This is a genomic window from Neisseria sp. HMSC065D04, from assembly GCF_001815675.1.
Lineage (GTDB): Bacteria > Pseudomonadota > Gammaproteobacteria > Burkholderiales > Neisseriaceae > Neisseria.
In genome coordinates this window covers 30,405-49,454 of record NZ_KV821536.1, presented here as the reverse complement: position 1 = coordinate 49,454, position 19,050 = coordinate 30,405, and the positions used below count along the sequence as shown (strand labels likewise).

Below are 19,050 nucleotides of genomic sequence, written 5' to 3'. Positions count from 1 at the left end.
AGCTAGAGAGAGGGCAACAAGCCGCAAGGCTTGTGTTTGGGCGGTTAGGGCGTTGGGAAAGATTGCTGCAATTCGGGAGATGCCCTCTCCCCAGCCCTCCCCCACAGGGGAGGGGGCGGATTGCAGCAGGTTTTGCGGTTGCAGGCAGTTTGAGAAGCAGCTTGGGTTTACAGCCGTTGATTTCAGGTCTCTGAAAAGTAAAAAGCAGCCTACACAACCGGTTTCCTTGCAGAATTCTTAACCCCAATAGCCGCCCCGTCCTCTCTCCTGTGGGAGAGAGCTAGAGAGAGGGCAACAAGCCGCAAGGCTTGTATTTGGGCGGTTAGGGTGTTGGGAAAGATTGCCGCGATTTGGGAGAATGCCCTCTCCCCAGCCCTCCCCCACGGGGGAGGGAGCAGGTTGCAGCGAATTTAAGCGTTGCAGGCCGTCTGAAAAAAGAATGCCCGAAATATCAACAGCAGGAATTTTTCAGGTAGCCTTTATCGCAAGGCAGATGGAACAAACGCCGCGAGCATTTTTTCAGACGACCTTTGAACCCATCGGTAAGGTGTGTGCCGCAAGGCACGCACGCGGTGGGTTGGGGTTGCAGGGAAAATGGAGAACGCGTGCGTGCGTACCGCACACACACACTCTACATGTGGGCTACGGCTTACTCAAACTAACCTACGCTTGATCAATCCACATTAACCATTTAGAAATTTATGTCTATCACTACAAATGAAATTAATCAAATTACTGAATCCAGAAAAACAATTGCAGCATTCCTAATTGGATTGTCTGTGGGTGGTGGTATTTGCTTTGTTAGTATGAATAGATACTTAACAGAATACCCTAAAGCATTAGAAGAAAAAATCAAAACTCTAGAAACCGAAATAGTTAATTATAAAAATAGTGCTTATACAGTTAATGAAATTACCAAGCATTTTGTAGATAAAAAGTCATATAATGAATGTATCCAAGCAAACAAAAGATTTGCAGACGCAAATAAGAATCTTCATGAACAAATAGATAAGGATAATATTATTGCTAAAGCATACAATGACTGTAAAAACGATCGCATAATTTGGCAGAACAAACTAAAGCAAATAAACGAAGAATTAGATCAGGGTTATGGTCGTTACTCATCTTACAAATCCCTATCTGATTATGACATTCAACAACGTGAAAATCAGCGAAACCAATACATTTCATTATTAACAAACACTAATTGCTATACGTTATCTGATTCTGAAAAAGGTAAATAACCATGCCCAAACGTACCGACCTAAAATCCATCCTTATCATCGGCGCCGGCCCTATCGTTATCGGTCAGGCCTGCGAATTTGACTATTCGGGCGCACAGGCCTGTAAGGCTTTGCGTGAAGAAGGCTATAAAGTCATTCTGGTGAATTCCAACCCCGCCACGATTATGACCGACCCTGAAATGGCGGATGTTACCTACATCGAGCCGATTATGTGGCAGACGGTGGAGAAGATTATCGCCAAGGAGCGGCCTGATGCGATTCTGCCCACGATGGGTGGTCAGACCGCGCTGAACTGTGCGCTGGATTTGGCGCGCAACGGCGTGCTGGCGAAATACAATGTCGAGCTGATCGGCGCGACGGAAGACGCGATCGATAAGGCGGAAGACCGCGGCCGCTTTAAGGAGGCGATGGAGAAAATCGGCCTTTCCTGCCCGAAATCTTTTGTCTGCCACACGATGAACGAAGCTTTGGCGGCGCAGGAACAGGTCGGCTTTCCGACGCTGATTCGTCCGTCTTTCACGATGGGCGGTTCGGGCGGCGGCATTGCCTACAACAAAGACGAGTTTTTGGCGATTTGCGAACGCGGTTTCGATGCGTCGCCCACGCATGAGCTGTTGATTGAGCAGTCCGTGCTCGGCTGGAAAGAGTACGAGATGGAAGTGGTGCGCGATAAGGCCGACAACTGCATCATTATTTGCTCGATTGAAAACTTCGACCCGATGGGCGTGCATACGGGTGACTCGATTACGGTTGCGCCGGCGCAAACGCTGACGGACAAAGAATACCAAATCATGCGTAATGCTTCGTTGGCAGTATTGCGCGAAATCGGCGTGGACACGGGCGGCTCGAACGTGCAGTTTGCGGTGAACCCTGAAAACGGCGAGATGATTGTGATTGAAATGAACCCGCGCGTGAGCCGTTCGTCCGCGCTGGCGTCCAAAGCGACGGGTTTCCCGATTGCGAAAGTGGCGGCGAAGCTGGCTGTCGGCTTTACGCTGGACGAGTTGCGCAACGACATCACCGGCGGCCGCACGCCTGCGTCGTTCGAGCCGTCCATCGACTATGTCGTCACCAAAATCCCGCGTTTTGCGTTTGAAAAATTCCCCGCCGCAGACGACCGCCTGACCACGCAGATGAAATCGGTGGGCGAAGTGATGGCGATGGGCCGCACGATTCAGGAAAGCTTCCAAAAAGCCCTGCGCGGCTTGGAAACGGGCTTGTGCGGCTTCAATCCGCGCAGCGAAGACAAAGCGGAAATCCGCCGCGAACTGGCGAACCCAGGCCCTGAGCGTATGCTCTTTGTGGCAGACGCGTTCCGCGCGGGCTTCACGCTGGAAGAAATCCACGAAATCTGCGCCATCGACCCTTGGTTCTTGGCGCAAATCGAAGACTTGGTGAAAGAAGAGCAGCAGGTAAGTGCAGGCTGCCTGCAAGATTTGGATTTCGCCGCCCTACGTCGTCTGAAACGCAAAGGCTTTTCCGACAAACGCATCGCGCAGCTTTTGGGCGTAAAAGAAAAAGAAGTGCGCGAACACCGCTACGCGCTGAAGCTGCATCCCGTCTATAAACGCGTCGATACCTGCGCCGCCGAGTTCGCCACCGAAACCGCCTACCTCTATTCCACTTACGAAGAAGAATGCGAAGCGCGTCCTTCCGACCGTAAAAAAGTGATGATTCTCGGCGGCGGCCCGAACCGCATCGGTCAGGGCATCGAGTTTGACTACTGCTGCGTTCACGCCGCGCTCGCCCTGCGCGAATCGGGCTTTGAAACCATCATGGTCAACTGCAACCCCGAAACCGTGTCCACCGACTTCGACACCAGCGACCGCCTGTATTTCGAGCCGCTGACGCTGGAAGACGTGTTGGAAATCGTCCGCACCGAAAACCCGTGGGGCGTGATTGTGCATTACGGCGGTCAAACCCCGCTGAAACTCGCCAACGCATTGGTTGAAAACGGCGTAAACATTATCGGTACATCCGCCGACAGCATCGACGCCGCCGAAGACCGCGAACGTTTCCAAAAAGTGTTGAACGACTTAGGCCTGCGCCAACCGCCCAACCGCATCGCCCACAACGAAGAAGAAGCGCTGGTCAAAGCCGAAGAAATCGGCTATCCGCTGGTCGTGCGCCCGTCTTACGTCCTCGGCGGCCGCGCCATGCAGGTCGTCCACTCCGCCGAAGAGCTGCAAAAATACATGCGCGAAGCCGTGCAGGTATCCGAAGACAGCCCCGTGTTGCTCGATTTCTTCCTGAACAACGCGATTGAAGTCGATGTGGACTGCGTTTCAGACGGCAAAGACGTGGTTATCGGCGGCATCATGCAGCACGTCGAACAGGCAGGCATCCACTCCGGCGACTCCGGCTGCTCGCTGCCGCCCTACTCGCTCAGCGAAGAAATCCAAGACGAAATCCGCCGCCAAACCAAAGCCATGGCCTACGCGCTGGGCGTGGTCGGTCTGATGAACGTACAGTTTGCCGTGCAGGACGGCGTGGTGTTCGTGTTGGAAGTGAACCCGCGCGCCAGCCGTACCGCTCCCTTCGTCTCCAAAGCCACCGGCGTGCCGCTCGCCAAAGTCGGCGCACGCTGCATGGCAGGCATTTCCCTGCAAGAGCAAGGCGTGGAAAAAGAAGTCGTCCCCGATTTCTATGCCGTTAAAGAAGCCGTGTTCCCCTTCATTAAATTCCCCGGCGTGGACACCATCCTCGGCCCGGAAATGCGCTCCACCGGCGAAGTGATGGGCGTGGGCGCAAGCTTCGGCGAAGCCTACTACAAAGCCCAACTCGGCGCAGGAGAACGTCTGAACCCGACCGGCAAAATCTTCCTCGCCGTACGCGACGAAGACAAACCGCTCATCGTCAAAACCGCGCAAAACTTCCAAGCCCTCGGCTACGGCGTCTGCGCCACACGCGGCACCGCCGAATACTTGAAAGAGCACGGCATCATCGTGCAAGCGGTGAACAAAGTACAGGAAGGCCGCCCGCACATCGTGGACGCGATTAAAAACGGCGAAATCGCGCTGGTGGTGAACACCGTCAGCAGCTCGGCGCAATCCATCGCCGACAGCCACAGCATCCGCCGCACCTCCCTTACCCAACGCGTGCCGCAATACACTACCGTGGCCGGCGGCGAAGCCATGAGCGAAGGCGCAAAAAGCCGCGACCACTTGGGCGTGTACAGCGTGCAGGAATTGCATGGACGGTTGAAAAACAGAGGCTGAATCTGAATCGGGTTTAGCTTGAACAAAAGGTCGTCTGAAAATAAGGCTTATCTTTCAGACGACCTTATATATTGCCTGCCGAAAGAGACAGTTTCCTTATGAAGCATATTTATCGATATAGCGTATTAAGGCTAAATTAGGCAAGGTGGCGAGGGTACTGGTTTAAACTTAAACCACTTCGTTCAAAATTAGCGTATTCATTAGAAAGAAACCACCATGCTACAAAACTGGCTGAGATATTGGAAAAGCACCCTGCTTTACTCAGATATCCGACCCATAGAAATTTCACACAACCCTTTTAAGGTGGAAAGCTACAAGGATATAGACACTATTGGGAAAAACCTCGCTAATGAACTATGGTTGGAAAATGGAAAAGGGAAAAGCACCTCAAAAATCGAAATTCTCCTATGTCCGGCACAATCTCCGCTTACTGTAGAAATGCAGCAACAGAAAAATGAATCAATTTGCTTATTTTGGATTCCTGCGCTGATAGACAGGGAAGGTAGGCTTTCTATATCCATGAATTGGAACAATCGTCCTAAAACACCTTTTTTCATACGGGACTGTTTGACCCCAAATCCATCTAATTTTTATGCCATAGGTTCAGAAAGAAATGCGACTAAAGCGTTAGAACAAGAAAAATTTGATACAAATTCTTGGTCTGAATATTGGGAAAAATGTGAAAGAGTTTTCAAAGAAGTATCAGAAAAATCATTTGAAGAATTTAACAGTTTTTCCGAAAAATCAGTTTACGTAGAGCTGATGCCTTTACGTAATCTCAGCAACAATATTTTAAAATTGTATGATTTTTTGACTGACAAAGACGAGCTTACCAATAATCATCCACTCTTAAACAAGCTCCTTTGTCCTCAAACCGAAAAACAGCCTTACCCTGACGATCATGCTGTTTGGTTCAACACCAATCACATTGGGCAGTTCAGCGGAGAATTTCCGCTTGCCACTTCACAACGAATAGCTCTGCGTGCATTTACCGACAGCCAAACAGGGGATATTTTGGCAGTAAATGGACCACCAGGAACGGGCAAAACCACGTTGTTACAGTCAGTTATTGCCAATCTGGCAGTGCAGAGTGTATTGAATAACGAGCCACCGCCTCTAATTTTGGCCAGTTCAACCAATAACCAAGCGATTACGAATATTTTAAACGGTTTCTCTCTACCTGAAGAATCCGATTTGCTGACCTCACGCTGGCTTCCGGATGTCCCATCGCTGGGACTTTATATGTCCGGACAAGATAAAAGTAATTATCTCATGCACGGCTTAAAAGAAAAAAATCAGACAACCGGTTTTTTTGCCGATTATGAAAAAACCCCCGTGCATGAATTAGAGAAATCATTTCTCGAGAAAGCAGCAAATTATCTTGAAAACAAACCTAAAAATATCACTGAAGCCAAATCCCTACTAAAAAATAAGGTTACCTACCTATGTAATAAAACAAGAGAAGCAATAGACAACCTTGCCCTTTCCGACGAACTGACCAAACACTTGGCACAGCTTTGTACCGAATATGGAGGTAACTGTTTTAGTGATGCTGATCTTTCCCTCAAACAGTTATCTGAAAAAACAGATACAGCTATAACAAACTACAAAACATTTTTACATGAGATCTGTCTTCAAAGAAAAAATCTCCCCTGGTTTTACAAACTGATGCCGTTCTTAGCAAAAGCAAAAGACTCCCGAAAAACATTGTTCCAACGTCTCGCAGCCCAGTATAGCATTGCAGACGACCTAGTTACCAATTGGTCGGATTATCCAAATATCTGCACAAAAACCAATTTAAAACTTACCCAGCTTTTCTGCACAAAACAGGAACTGTCAGATAAACGAGAAAACTTAAATCGTTTGAACGTGGAATGCGCTAAAACAATTGATGGACACGCCGCATTTCTCACAGAATGGAATAGCAGATTCTCAGACAAACTGGAAAGCTTGCATAAAAAAACGGGAGGAGAATACCGGAACCTATCTGCTGTCGCGGACTTGAACATTCGTTTAGATATTTCCTACCGCCATCAGGCATTTTGGTTGGCACTGCATTATCGGGAAGCAGATTATTTGGAACATCTGCGGAATAGGCAGGAAAAAATTACTAAAATGAAAAAAAATGATTCCGAATTTGGCAGTCAAGCCTACAAAAACAATATGCAGCGTTTCGCTTGCCTAACACCATTATTCATTTCCACCTTCCACTCTGCCCCAAAATACAGCCAATATTTTGACAGTAAGAATGCGATAAAGGCCAAACCTTATTATGCTTTATACGACTATCTGATTATCGATGAAGCAGGACAAGTTGCTCCTGATATTGCCGTCCCAACATTTTCACTGGCAAAAACTGCCTTGGTTGTTGGTGATACAGAACAAATCGAACCCGTATGGTCGGTTACTCCCGAAATGGACGGTGTGCTATATCAATACATCCTCAAAGGCGACGAAGAATGCTGGAATTTTCATAGTACGCAAGGGCGGCTCAGCAGTTCGGGAGCAATTATGAAAATGGCTCAAAATTCCTGCGTCTATAGAAAACAATCTTCAAACGGTATAGTGATGAACGGCCTACTACTTACTGAACACCGTCGCTGCCGGGACAGTCTGATTTCTTACAGCAACGAGTATGTCTACAAAGGAAGCCTAAAACCAATGCGTGGCGACACACCTTCTGCCAACCTAAGCTTTACCAAAACCAGCCGATGCTATATCCATATCGACTACCACTCCGAACGTTTTGGAAAAAGTTACTGTAACCGATTGGAAGCCGAAGCAATTGCCGAATGGATACACAGACATGCACAGGAACTTTGCAAAAAATATGGCAAAAACGGAGAAGACAATTCTCTAGTAGAAATTATTGCTGTCGTCACACCATACAAACCGCAGGTTGCCGCCATCAAAACAGCCTTAAGAAAACGCAACAAAGACTACGCTGAAATTACAGTCGGTACCGTTCATGCCCTACAGGGAGCAGAAAGATTTGTCGTACTGTTTTCGACCGTCCTTTCGCCAGGAAACCCGCAGTATTTCCTCAACAGGAACTACAATATGTTGAACGTCGCAGTTTCGCGTGCTAAAGATTATTTTGTCTTATTTGGCAATATGAATATGTTGCGCCAAACTCGCAATACGCCTTTAGGCAATCTGCACGCTTGGCTGACAGAAAACCCCGATTCGGAATTGGACAACAGTTTTCTTTATGATTTTTTGGGTAAGCAGAATAATGGTAACAAAAAAACATTCTATTACCATAATGCATTTTACGAGCACATCAATACCACACAAAGACATGATGAAATCTTAAAAGCAGCGCTTACTAGATGTGCAGCAGAAAAGGAAATCGTGATTGTTTCTCCGTTTCTCTCAATTAATGCCGTAAGTCCTTTAGCACAAAACTTCCAAGATGCAACAAGCAGAAAAGTGAAAGTCATCGTCTATTGTGACCGTCGCTTTACTCATGAGCACGGACAATGGAAACCCTCTGCACAACAAGCCAGAGACAAACTGACTGAATGGAACGTTATTGTCAGGGAAATACACGGCATTCATTCTAAAACCGTTATCTTTGAAAATAACGAAGCAGACTATGTCTTAATCGAAGGTTCATTCAACTGGCTCTCTGCCGTTCGAGATTCTGAAAATAACCACCACAGCTACGAAGCATCCATCCTATTGAAAGGGGAAAACATCAGTAGAAAATGCCGCGAATTAAAAACAATGTTCCAAAAAATGAGTATAAATACCACCCAATAAAGATGTTAAGGTCGTCTGAAAACCAATTTTCCGGTTTTCAGACGACCTTTTCTTTATTATCTGCCTACCTTATTCGGGACGCATCTGCGGGAACAGAATCACGTCGCGGATGGTTTGCGAATCGGTCAGCAGCATCACCAGGCGGTCGATGCCGATGCCGCAACCGCCTGTCGGCGGCAGGCCGAATTCCATCGCGCGGATGTAGTCGGCATCATAGTGCATGGCTTCGTCGTCGCCGGCGTCTTTTTGCGCTACTTGTGATTTGAAGCGTTCGGCTTGGTCTTCGGGGTCGTTCAACTCGGAATAGCCGTTTGCCAGTTCGCGGCCGACAACGAACAATTCGAAACGCTCGGTCAAACCTTGTTTCGTATCCGAAGCTCGTGCCAACGGGGAAACTTCGACCGGGTAATCGACGATGAAGGTCGGGTTCCACAGTTTGCCCTCGGCGCAACCTTCAAACAGGGCAAGTTGCAGGCTGCCGATGCCGGGGGACGGCGGCAGGCTTTCGCCGTGTTTGACGATTTCTTTTTTCAGCCACTCCGCATCGTTCAACTGCTCGTCAGTGTAGTGCGGATTGTATTTTTTGATGGCTTCGAGAATGGTCAGGCGTTCGAACGGGCTTTCTAAATCGACTTCTTTGCCGTTGTAGCTGATTTTCGCCGTACCGTTTACCGTGCGCGATGCGTTGCGGATGATGTCTTCCGCCATCTGCATCATACGTTCGTAGTCGGAGAAGGCTTCGTAGAATTCAATCATGGTGAATTCGGGGTTGTGGCGTACCGACATGCCTTCGTTGCGGAAGCTGCGGTTGATTTCAAACACGCGTTCCAAACCGCCGACCACCAAGCGTTTCAGATACAGCTCGGGCGCAATGCGCAGGTAAAGCGGGATGTCCAAAGCGTTGTGGTGGGTAACGAAAGGCTTCGCCGTCGCACCGCCGGGAATCGGGTGCATCATCGGGGTTTCGACTTCGAGATAATGCTCGTTCACCATGAAATTACGCACGGATTGGATGATTTGGCTGCGTTTGATAAACGTATTGCGCGACTCTTCATTGGCAATCAAATCGACGTAGCGTTGGCGGTATTTGGTTTCCTGATCGCTCAAGCCTTTGTGTTTATCGGGCAGCGGGCGCAGGGATTTGGACAGCAGGCGGATGTCGGACACGCGCACGGTCAATTCGCCGTGGTTGGTTTTGAACAAAGTGCCTTCCGCGCCGACGATGTCGCCCAAGTCCCAATGATTGAAATCATCCAAAACTTCCTGACTCACGCCTTTGTTGTTCAGATAAAGCTGGATTTGACCGGTCACGTCTTGAATGGTGGCAAAACTCGCCTTGCCCATTTGACGCTTCAGCATCATACGTCCGGCAATTTTGACGGGGATGGCTTGCGGGTCGAGTTCTTCTTTGCTGATTTCGCCGTATTGGGCATGCAAATCGGCGGCAAAGCTGTCGCGCTTGAAGTCGTTGGGATAGGCAATGCGCTGTTGGCGGATGTTGTGCAGTTTTTCGCGGCGCAGGACGATGATTTGGTTTTCGTCCAACTGCGGCTCGGTTTGCGGATTGTTTTGTTCGCTCATGGTGTTTTCCGGAAAAATAAATCAGGCGCAATCTGTTTCAGACGACCTGATTGAATCACAAAATTTGCGCATATTTTACGCGATGTCGGTGTTTTTTTCTATCCGGCTCAAAAGGTCGTCTGAAAAACATCGGACAGGGGTTTCGGTCAATCCGTTTGGTGGGAAAAAGATACCTGAAATCAAGTTTGGAAAAACATTTGGCTTTTTTGCTGTTATACTCATTCCATTTATTTCAAATCAATATCTGAAGGTTATGTACTGGTCTATTCCTGATATCCCCGATACCATCGTCGCCCGCAAAAACAGCAAGTGGAATACCCCTTGGGTATGGCTGACGGTATTGGCTTTGCTTTTCATTGCGGCGTTGATTGTTGTGTTGTGGCTGAAAATCAGCCCGTTTTATCTGTTGATACCTGTTGGCGTTTGGGGCGCGGCTTTACTGTACCGCTTTATCTTGTCGATGAACCGCAGCGCGGCCGCAGATGCTTGGGAAACCGAAAAATCAAATATCCGCAAAAAATGGACGGATTGGGCGCAAAGAAGCATCGTGTTGGTCGATTCGCATACCATCCTGCCCGAACCCTTGTCGCTGCCGGGCGTCATTACCCAAGCGTCGGGTGGACGAAATGCCGATCTCTTTCTGTTTCCGCGTGATGAAGACGAAGATCTGTGGCGCAGCGGCTATCCTTACGTTGCCGAACATTTTTACCAAAAATTAAGCGAATTGGCGGAGTATCGGCAGCCTGTGACCCTGCACATCGATGCGCCGGATGAAGAAGCGTATTTGAACTGGCAGCAAAAATTTGAAGAAATCGCCGAAATGGCGGGTGTCCGCGCGACCATCAAGCCTTTGTCCGATGGCGAAAGTTTGATGGGCGATTGGGTGGAAAACCGTCAGTTTGAAGGCATCCATGTGATTTTTTCGGCATGGCTGAACGAAGACGCTTCAGATGCCGAGTTTACGGAAAACGCAACTTGGCTGGTGTTTGCCTCGCCTTATGCCACCAAACAGAATAAATTGCCCGTCAAAGCCGTTTTGCAGCGCCCGATTGCCATCTCCTTGTCCGATGAAACGGCACAAAACAAAGCGTTTGGACATTACGCCGATTACGCTTTGAAAAACCGTACCGTCCATGCCGCCTGGTTTACCGCGCCTCCTAAGGATACGCAGCAATACGTCGGCAAACTTCGCCAAGCAGGTGTCAGCTGGAACGATAATTTCGACCTACCCCTGATACACACGCCCGAACCCTATACAGGTCAACTTCCGCGAGAAAGCCACTGGCTGACTTTGGGCTTAATGGCTGAAAACAGCGACCAGCAAAACCAATTGTTCGGCTGGCAGAAAGACGGTAATCTCTATATGGGCTGCCTGATTCATCAAAATTCAGTAGCATAAGCCGACTATCTTGTCATGGCACAAAAGGTCGTCTGAAAACTTGAAAGTTGAGTTTTCAGACAACCTTTTATTTAATCCTCGCCAGTTTGTAGCGTGGGCTTTGCCCGCGAAATCTATCTTCTGACAATCTAAATTGGATGGTCACGTTTTCACTCATTTCGTGGGTAAAACCCACGCTACTCGTTGCTGCGACGGCAACTTATCCCTGCCCCGTCCGGCGGAGGAAGGTTAGGATAGGGTTGGTTCTATGGTTTTAGGTCAAATCAAATTCGTTCAACCCGTAGAACCACCCTCTCCCCAGCCCTCTCCTACCAGATGTAAGGGGAGTAGACCGCAGATAAAAACAAGGTCGTCTGAAAACCTGAATCCCCAGTTTTCAGACGACCTCTTTATTTTCAAACCCGACTTACTTGACGCGCCCTGCTTTCAACACGCGTTGGGCGAAGAACACCATGCTTGTGATGAAGAACGCCAGTCCCAGCCAAGATGCGGTGGTTTCCCAGTTTTCCAGACCCAGCGCAAGCGGGGCGTCAGAGCCGCCGTTGGTCACGGAGAAGACGATGATGAATGCCATCACGACGCCAACCAGGCTTTCGCCGACAATCAAACCGGCGGAGAACAAGGTGCCGATACGTTCGGCGTTTTTCAGACGACCTTCACGATTTTCCGCTTTCTTGCCGATGATGTGTTTCAACACCGCCGCCAACACTGCGCCGATCACGATGGGCATAGTGACGGACGGGGGCAGGTAGATGCCCATGCCGACTGCGAGGACAGGCAGTGCGCGTTTGCCGCCGGACGATTTTTTCAACACCAAATCGACGACGATCAACACCGCGCCGATCGCGATACCGGTGAAGATGTACGCCCATTCAAGGTTGTGGGCGAAAATACCCGACGCGATGGTCGTCATCAAAGTCGCTTGCGGAGCCGCCAAGGCCTGTGCCGCGTCCATGCCTTCGCGCGGCATTGCACCGGTAAAGCCGTAGGCTTCGTAGAGCAGTTCCAACACGGGCGAGATGACGAATGCGCCGACGATACAGCCGATAATCAACGCAATCTGTTGTCTCCAAGGCGTTGCTTTGAGCAGGTAGCCGGTTTTCAAGTCTTGCAGGTTGTCGTTGGAAATCGAAGCCACGCAAATTACTGCCGAGCCGCAGAACAAGGTCAGAGCCAGCAAAAATTTGCGGTTGGCTTCATCCGCCATCAAGCTGCCGGATTCTCCCACGACCAACAACACCAGCGAAATGATGACGATGGAAACCATGCCCACGCCGGAAATCGGGCTGGAAGACGAGCCGACCAAACCCGCCATATAACCGCAGGCGGCGGCGACCAAGAAGCCGATGATGGAAGCCAAAAGCGTACAAACGACCACCAAAAGCCAGGCCATGCCGCCTGTAATGTGCGAATCGCCGATAAAGTGATAAAACGATACGCCCAACACCAACATCATGGACAACACCCAGAAAATCATGGTCTTAGGCGATAAATCCTGTTCTGTACGTTCCGCCGCAGGCGCGCCGCCGCCGAAACTCTTGAACGACATTCTCAGACCTTCCACCACCGGCTTGAGCAGCATCAAAAGCGTCCAAACCGCCGCGATACCGATGGTACCCGCGCCGATAAAGCGTACTTTTTCCTTCCACAGCTTCATCGCAAACGCCGCCATTTCCATATCGGCAGGCTGCGGAATGTGCGATGAAAAATACGGCACGGCAATGCCCCAAGCAATCGAAATACCCAGCAGGATGGCGATACCGCCCGTCAGACCGACCAAATAGCCCGCGCCCAACAATGCCATCGAAAAACCCATCGGCAGTTGGAAAATCGCCGTGCCGCTTTTGAACCAATAACTCGCACTGTCGGCAATCACGCGCAAACCGTTGGCACAAAAGCTCATAAAGCCCGCCAACGCGCCGCCAGCCGCCAGCTCTTTAATGCCGCTGCCGCCCTGACGACCTTCCTCTTCCTCGTGGCTGCCGACTTTCAAAATCTCCGCCGCCGCCACGCCTTCGGGATAAGGCAACTCGCTTTTCACCACCATCGCGTAACGCAGCGGAATGGTGAAAATCACCCCCAAAATCCCGCCCGCCATACACAACAGCGCAGTCTGCCAAAACGGGAAACCGCTCCAGTAGCCCGCCATCAGCAAACCGGGCAGGACGAAGATGATGCTCGAAAGCGTACCCGCCGCCGAAGCCTGCGTCTGCACCATATTGTTTTCCAAAATATTGCTGTCTTTGAAAAACTTCAAAACCGCCATCGAAATCACCGCAGCCGGAATCGACGAAGCAAAGGTCAGACCGACTTTCAAACCGAGATAAACGTTTGACGCGGTAAAGATCACGGTAATCAGCGCACCGAGTATCATGCCCCGAAGCGTCAGCTCGCGGTAATCCGCGTAAGGATCGTGGGTGGATTGTGTCATCGTGGATAGCCTTTCGGTTGATAAAAAACACGACGGCAGGCTCGAACCGGCTGCCGAATCTGCCTTTATGGTGTTGCGGTGGCAAGGAAATGTCAAGTTAGACAAAAAATGTGCAAAGAAAGCGGAAAAGTATAGTGGATTAAAATTGCAATGATACGGTGTTGCCAACGCCCTTATGTACTACCCGTACACGGCGGGCGTTGCCGCCTTGTCTCATTTTTATTTTAATCCACTATAAAAGGTCGTCTGAAACCGGTGGCCGCATTTTCAGACGACCTTAGCGGCTCAAATCGCCTCACCCAACCCTAAAAAACCTCCAAATCCCACCATTTATTCCTTCAATGACCGACCGTCCTTATATAAAAAAATCTGTTCCTCCCATTGACGGATCGTTCAGATTCAGAGCCTGCTCCGGATTTCAGACGACCTGTTGTCGCTTTTACGCCACTTCAAACAACTTTAAAGATAACGTCATTTCATGACAAAACCTTGCAATCAGCTTGCAATCTCGTTCCAGCCGTGATTTCAACCTGATAGATACAGGAAATTTCACTTCAGACGGCCCAAACGGATTGAATAGCCAAGATTTACACGGTAAACTTATACAATTAAAAAATTTTATGATTTACTCACTATTATGAAACCCGCCTTCGACATAAAGTCAGCCCGGCTTGACGTGCTGGCTATTCACCTGCATACCGCAGACTTGACCGAACTGGAAGAATTTTTGCGCCAACGCGCCGGTCAATACCAAGAATTGGATGTCGTCCCCTTCGTTTTGGATGTGCAGGATTTTGACCATCCCGAGTCATTGGACATCGGTTCCATGATTTCCCTTTTCGCCCGTTACGGCATGCAGATTCTGGGGCTGCGCCACGAAAGCGAATATTGGGCATCCTTCGCAGCACGTTACCATTTGGTTTTCAGCCGTAGCGACAAATCCGAGCCGCAACAGCCCAAAATCAACCAAGAGCCTGCACCCGTTCAGGCAACGGTCATCAGCAACCCGACCGTCCTCATCAGCACCCCCGTCCGCACCGGACAACAGGTTTACGCGGAAAACGGCGACCTTATCGTGACCGGCATCGTCAGCCAAGGTGCGGAACTCATTGCCGACGGAAACATTCATATTTATGCGCCCATGCGCGGCAGGGCTCTGGCAGGCGCGAAAGGCAACACCAACGCGCGCATCTTCATCCACTCCATGCAGGCGGAACTGGTCTCCGTAGCGGGCATCTACCGCAATTTCGAACAAGACCTGCCCGACCACCTGCACAAAAAAGCCGTACAGGTTTCATTGCAAGACAACCGCCTGGTTATCAGCGCAATCGACACAGATTAACCATTCCAAGCATTTGATAAAGGAAACATCGTGACAAAAATCATCGTAGTAACTTCAGGCAAAGGCGGCGTAGGCAAAACCACGACCAGCGCCAGTATCGCAACCGGACTGGCTCTGCGCGGCCACAAAACAGCCGTCATCGACTTTGACGTCGGCTTGCGCAACCTCGACCTGATTATGGGTTGCGAACGACGCGTCGTTTACGACCTGGTTAACGTTATCCAAGGCGAAGCCACGCTCACCCAGGCTCTGATTAAAGACAAAAACTGCGAAAACCTCTTCATCCTGCCCGCATCGCAAACCCGCGACAAAGACGCGCTGACCCGTGAAGGCGTTGAGAAAGTCATGCAGGAATTGAGCAGTGACAAAATGGGATTCGAATACATCATCTGCGACTCCCCCGCCGGTATCGAACAAGGCGCATTGATGGCGCTCTACTTCGCCGACGAAGCCATCGTCACCACCAACCCCGAAGTATCCAGCGTCCGTGACTCCGACCGTATCTTGGGCATCCTGCAAAGCAAATCCCGCAAAGCCGAACAAGGCGGCACGGTCAAAGAACACCTGCTGATTACCCGCTACTCGCCCGAGCGCGTCAACAAAGGCGAAATGCTGTCCGTACAAGACATTTGCGACATCTTGCGCATCCCGCTCATCGGCGTCATTCCCGAATCGCAAAACGTCCTGCAAGCGTCCAATGCCGGCGAACCCGTCATCCACCAAGACAGCGCAACTGCCGCAGAAGCCTACAAAGACGTCATTGCGCGCCTCTTGGGTGAAAACCGTGAAATGCGTTTCCTCGAAGCCGAGAAAAAAGGCTTCTTCAAACGGCTGTTCGGAGGCTAAGTCATGTCATTAATGGATATGTTGTTCGGCAGAAAACCGAAAACCGCCGCCGTTGCACGCGACCGCCTGCAAATCATCATTGCCCAAGAGCGCGCGCAAGAAGGTCAAGCGCCCGATTACCTGCCGACCCTGCGCAAAGAATTGCTGGAAGTATTGTCCAAATACGTCAACGTTTCCCTGGACGACATCCGCATTTCCCAAGAAAAGCAGGACGGTATGGACGTTCTCGAATTGAACATCACCCTGCCTGAACAAAAAACGGAACAGAAAAAGGCTTAACACATGACCTTGACCGAATTGCGTTACATCGTAGCTGTCGCGCAGGAACGTCATTTCGGACGTGCCGCGCGTCGCTGCTTTGTCAGCCAGCCCACCCTTTCCATCGCCATCAAAAAGCTGGAAGAAGAGCTGTCGGTATCCCTGTTTGACCGCAGCAGCAACGACATCATCACCACCGAAGCGGGCGAGCGCATCGTTGCCCAAGCCCGCCGCGTGTTAGAAGAAGCCGAGCTGATCAAGCACCTTGCCAGCGAAGAGCAAAACGAATTGGAAGGCGCATTCAAACTCGGTCTGATTTTTACCGTCGCCCCTTACCTTCTGCCCAAGCTCATCATTTCCCTGCGCGAAACCGCGCCGAAAATGCCCCTGATGCTTGAAGAAAACTACACGCACATCCTGACCGAATCGCTCAAGCGCGGCGACGTCGATGCCATTGTAGTCGCAGAACCCTTCCAAGAGCCGGGCATCGTCACCGAGCCGCTGTATGACGAGCCTTTTTTCGTCATCGTCCCCAAAGGACACCATTTCGAAGAACTCGATGCCGTTACGCCGCAGATGTTGAGCGAAGAGCAGGTCTTGTTGCTGACGGAAGGCAACTGTATGCGCGATCAGGTCTTATCAAGCTGCTCCGAGCTGGCCGCCAAGCAGAAAATCCAAGGTCTGACCAACACCCTGCAAGGCAGCTCCATCAACACCATCCGCCACATGGTTGCCAGCGGTCTCGCCATCAGCGTCATGCCCGCTACCGCACTGACTGAAAACGACCATTTGCTGTTCAGTATCATCCCGTTTTCAGGCTCCGTACCGCACCGCCGCGTCGTTTTGGCATACCGTCGGAACTTCGTCCGCCCCAAAGCATTGACTGCCTTACGGACCGCCATCCTCAATTCCCATCTTCACGGCGTTACTTTTGTCCAAGAGTAAAGCACATTGAATACCGGGCATCGATGAAATCATGCACAGAGCTTTCAATTGTGATGATATTCAACAAGCCGCCGATTTCTTTCGGCGGCTTGTTTTTTGTGTCTCAGCAGATGGATAAACCGAAGATTGCGTAGAACGTTCGATCAGATAAACTTGTGCTTTAATGCCTTAAAACATGGTTTCCTGCGAACTTGAGCAGGGTAAGGACTCAACAGTTTCCAATCGATAAGCCTACCATCTAATACGAAACGTCGTCTGAAAACCCTAAATACAGTTTTCAGACGACGTTTTATTTTTAATTGCCTTAAATCTCGCTACCGCCGACGGTCAGTCCCGAATCAATCCGCAAGGTCGGTTGTCCGACGCCGACAGGAACGCTTTGCCCGTCTTTGCCACACACACCGACACCGCTGTCCAACGCGGTATCGTTGCCTATCATGGAAACATGTTTCAATACTTCAGGCCCGTTGCCGATGATGGTCGCGCCTTTGACAGGATATTGCAGTTTGCCGCCTTCGACCCACCACGCTTCGGATGCGCTGAAGACGAATTTGCCGCTGGTGATGTCCACCTGTCCGCCGCCGAAATTGACGGCGTAAATGCCTTTGTCGATGGACGCGATAATTTCGTCGGGTTCGTAGCCGCCGTTTTCCATGAAGGTATTGGTCATGCGCGGCATAGGGGCGGAGGCGTAGCTTTCGCGGCGGCCGTTGCCGGTGGATTGCGTACCCATCAGGCGGGCGTTGGTTTCGTCCTGCATATAGCCGACCAAGATGCCGTCTTCAATCAATACGGTGCGGCGTGTTTCGTTACCTTCATCGTCGATATTGAGCGAACCGCGCCTGTCGGCAATGTCGCCCTGATCAACGACGGTAACGCCTTTGGCGGCAACGCGCTCGCCGATTCTGCCTGAAAAGACACTGGTTTCTTTGCGGTTGAAATCTCCTTCCAAACCGTGTCCGACGGCTTCATGCAGCAACACGCCCGGCCAGCCATTGCCCAAGACAACGGTCATTTCGCCTGCGGGTGCGGGGCGGGATTCGAGATTAATCAGGGCTTGTTTGACGGCGGAATCGACAAACTGCCGCACCAAAGTTTCATCAAAATAAGCCAAGTCGTAGCGACCGCCGCCGCCCGCGCTACCCTGTTCGCGCCGGCCGCCCTGTTTGGCGATGACGGTAACGTTCAGGCGCACCATCGGACGGATGTCGGCGGCGTGCCTGCCGTCGAGGCGGGCGATGTAAATCATGTCGTATTCGCAAGTCAGCCCCGCCATCACTTGCACAATGCGCGGATCAGCGGCTTTGGCAAGCGTTTCCACTTTGTTCAATAAGGCAACTTTGTCGGCGGAATCGAGACCGATAATGGGATTCAGCACCGCATGGACGGATTTGCCGTATACAGCGGACGGCACTTTGACAGAAGCTTCGCCGCCTGCCGCGCCGATGACGCGGACAGCTTGGGCGGAACGGTTGATCGAATCGATACACAAACTGTCCGCATAGGCAAAAGCGGTTTTTTCGCCCGAAACAGCGCGCACGCCCACACCCTGATCGATTTGGAAACTGCCCGATTTGACGATGCCCTCTTCCAAATGCCAGCTTTCAAAAGCAGTGCGCTGGCAGTAAATGTCGGCGTAATCGACGTGATGCGCGCCGATGATGCTCAGGCTTTTGGCGAGCAGCTCAGGGGAAAGGTGATTGGCTTCGAGCAAATCGCGCTGTACGGTAGCGTAAGTTGAGTGCATGGTTTTCAGACGACCTTCAAGGCTGGGGAAACTTGGGGCTTGATTATACGGCATTTATTCTCGTTCTAGTCGAATAGATAAAAAGCGCAATCAAGTTTCCGTACTGACCTGACAGGCGGCGGACTAAGCTGCATCATGCCTTACGGTTTTCTTGAGATTGAACCGGAACACTTGGACCGCTTATGGCAGATTTCGCGGGCAAAGCCCACGCTACGGTTTACCGCAACGGCAACTTATCCCTCCCCCCGTCCGGCGGGGGAAGGTTAGGATGGGG

Annotated in this window: 11 protein-coding genes; 8 read left to right on the top strand and 3 right to left on the bottom strand. The window is 50.7% G+C overall.

Going from position 1 to position 19,050, the window contains the following annotated elements; all coding sequences use genetic code 11:
• Window positions 1-701 precede the first annotated feature (701 nt).
• The 3 genes from HMPREF3050_RS10030 to HMPREF3050_RS10020 all read left to right on the top strand — a co-directional run bounded on the left by HMPREF3050_RS10030 (window position 702) and on the right by HMPREF3050_RS10020 (window position 8,227).
• On the top strand, window positions 702-1,244 hold the full coding sequence (locus HMPREF3050_RS10030; protein WP_070603370.1) for a hypothetical protein: 543 nt from the start codon (window positions 702-704) through the stop codon (window positions 1,242-1,244).
• Between the two features lie 2 nt (window positions 1,245-1,246).
• Window positions 1,247-4,462, top strand: a complete 3,216-nt coding sequence (gene carB, locus HMPREF3050_RS10025; protein ID WP_070774670.1) for a carbamoyl-phosphate synthase large subunit — start codon at window positions 1,247-1,249, stop codon at window positions 4,460-4,462.
• Between the two features lie 216 nt (window positions 4,463-4,678).
• Window positions 4,679-8,227 carry an AAA domain-containing protein gene (locus HMPREF3050_RS10020; protein ID WP_070774669.1) on the top strand — a complete coding sequence of 1,183 codons (3,549 nt, stop codon included), beginning with the start codon at window positions 4,679-4,681 and terminating at the stop codon, window positions 8,225-8,227.
• A gap of 69 nt (window positions 8,228-8,296) precedes the next feature.
• Here HMPREF3050_RS10020 and lysS read toward each other — a convergent pair whose 3' ends face one another.
• Window positions 8,297-9,808, bottom strand: coding sequence for a lysine--tRNA ligase (gene lysS, locus HMPREF3050_RS10015; protein WP_070774668.1), 1,512 nt, complete (start codon window positions 9,806-9,808; stop codon window positions 8,297-8,299).
• 253 nt (window positions 9,809-10,061) lie between these two features.
• On the opposite strand from lysS, the gene HMPREF3050_RS10010 reads away from it, so the two are divergent.
• Entirely contained in the window at window positions 10,062-11,207 is a 1,146-nt protein-coding gene (locus tag HMPREF3050_RS10010) for a hypothetical protein (protein ID WP_070774667.1), read from the top strand.
• A 406-nt stretch (window positions 11,208-11,613) separates the two neighbouring features.
• Here the strand turns inward: HMPREF3050_RS10010 and HMPREF3050_RS10005 are convergent, their stop codons facing one another.
• Window positions 11,614-13,638 carry an OPT family oligopeptide transporter gene (locus tag HMPREF3050_RS10005; RefSeq protein WP_070774674.1) on the bottom strand — a complete coding sequence of 675 codons (2,025 nt, stop codon included), beginning with the start codon at window positions 13,636-13,638 and terminating at the stop codon, window positions 11,614-11,616.
• 637 nt (window positions 13,639-14,275) lie between these two features.
• On the opposite strand from HMPREF3050_RS10005, the gene minC reads away from it, so the two are divergent.
• From minC to HMPREF3050_RS09985, 4 genes are read left to right on the top strand one after another with little or no spacing between them, the layout of a single operon-like run.
• The gene (gene minC / locus HMPREF3050_RS10000) at window positions 14,276-14,980 is read left to right on the top strand and encodes a septum site-determining protein MinC (protein ID WP_003762201.1); all 705 of its coding nucleotides are present in this window, start codon (window positions 14,276-14,278) and stop codon (window positions 14,978-14,980) included.
• Between the two features lie 30 nt (window positions 14,981-15,010).
• Complete coding sequence (gene minD / locus HMPREF3050_RS09995) at window positions 15,011-15,826, top strand: septum site-determining protein MinD (protein ID WP_003762203.1); 816 nt, start codon at window positions 15,011-15,013, stop codon at window positions 15,824-15,826.
• A gap of 3 nt (window positions 15,827-15,829) precedes the next feature.
• Window positions 15,830-16,105: a cell division topological specificity factor MinE gene (minE, locus tag HMPREF3050_RS09990; protein ID WP_003765670.1), complete on the top strand. Its 276-nt coding sequence runs from the start codon at window positions 15,830-15,832 to the stop codon at window positions 16,103-16,105.
• Window positions 16,106-16,108: 3 nt separating this feature from the next.
• Complete coding sequence (locus HMPREF3050_RS09985) at window positions 16,109-17,029, top strand: hydrogen peroxide-inducible genes activator (RefSeq protein WP_003762207.1); 921 nt, start codon at window positions 16,109-16,111, stop codon at window positions 17,027-17,029.
• Window positions 17,030-17,333: 304 nt separating this feature from the next.
• Here the strand turns inward: HMPREF3050_RS09985 and tldD are convergent, their stop codons facing one another.
• Complete coding sequence (tldD, locus tag HMPREF3050_RS09980; RefSeq protein WP_210399933.1) at window positions 17,334-18,830, bottom strand: metalloprotease TldD; 1,497 nt, start codon at window positions 18,828-18,830, stop codon at window positions 17,334-17,336.
• Window positions 18,831-19,050: the final 220 nt, after the last annotated feature.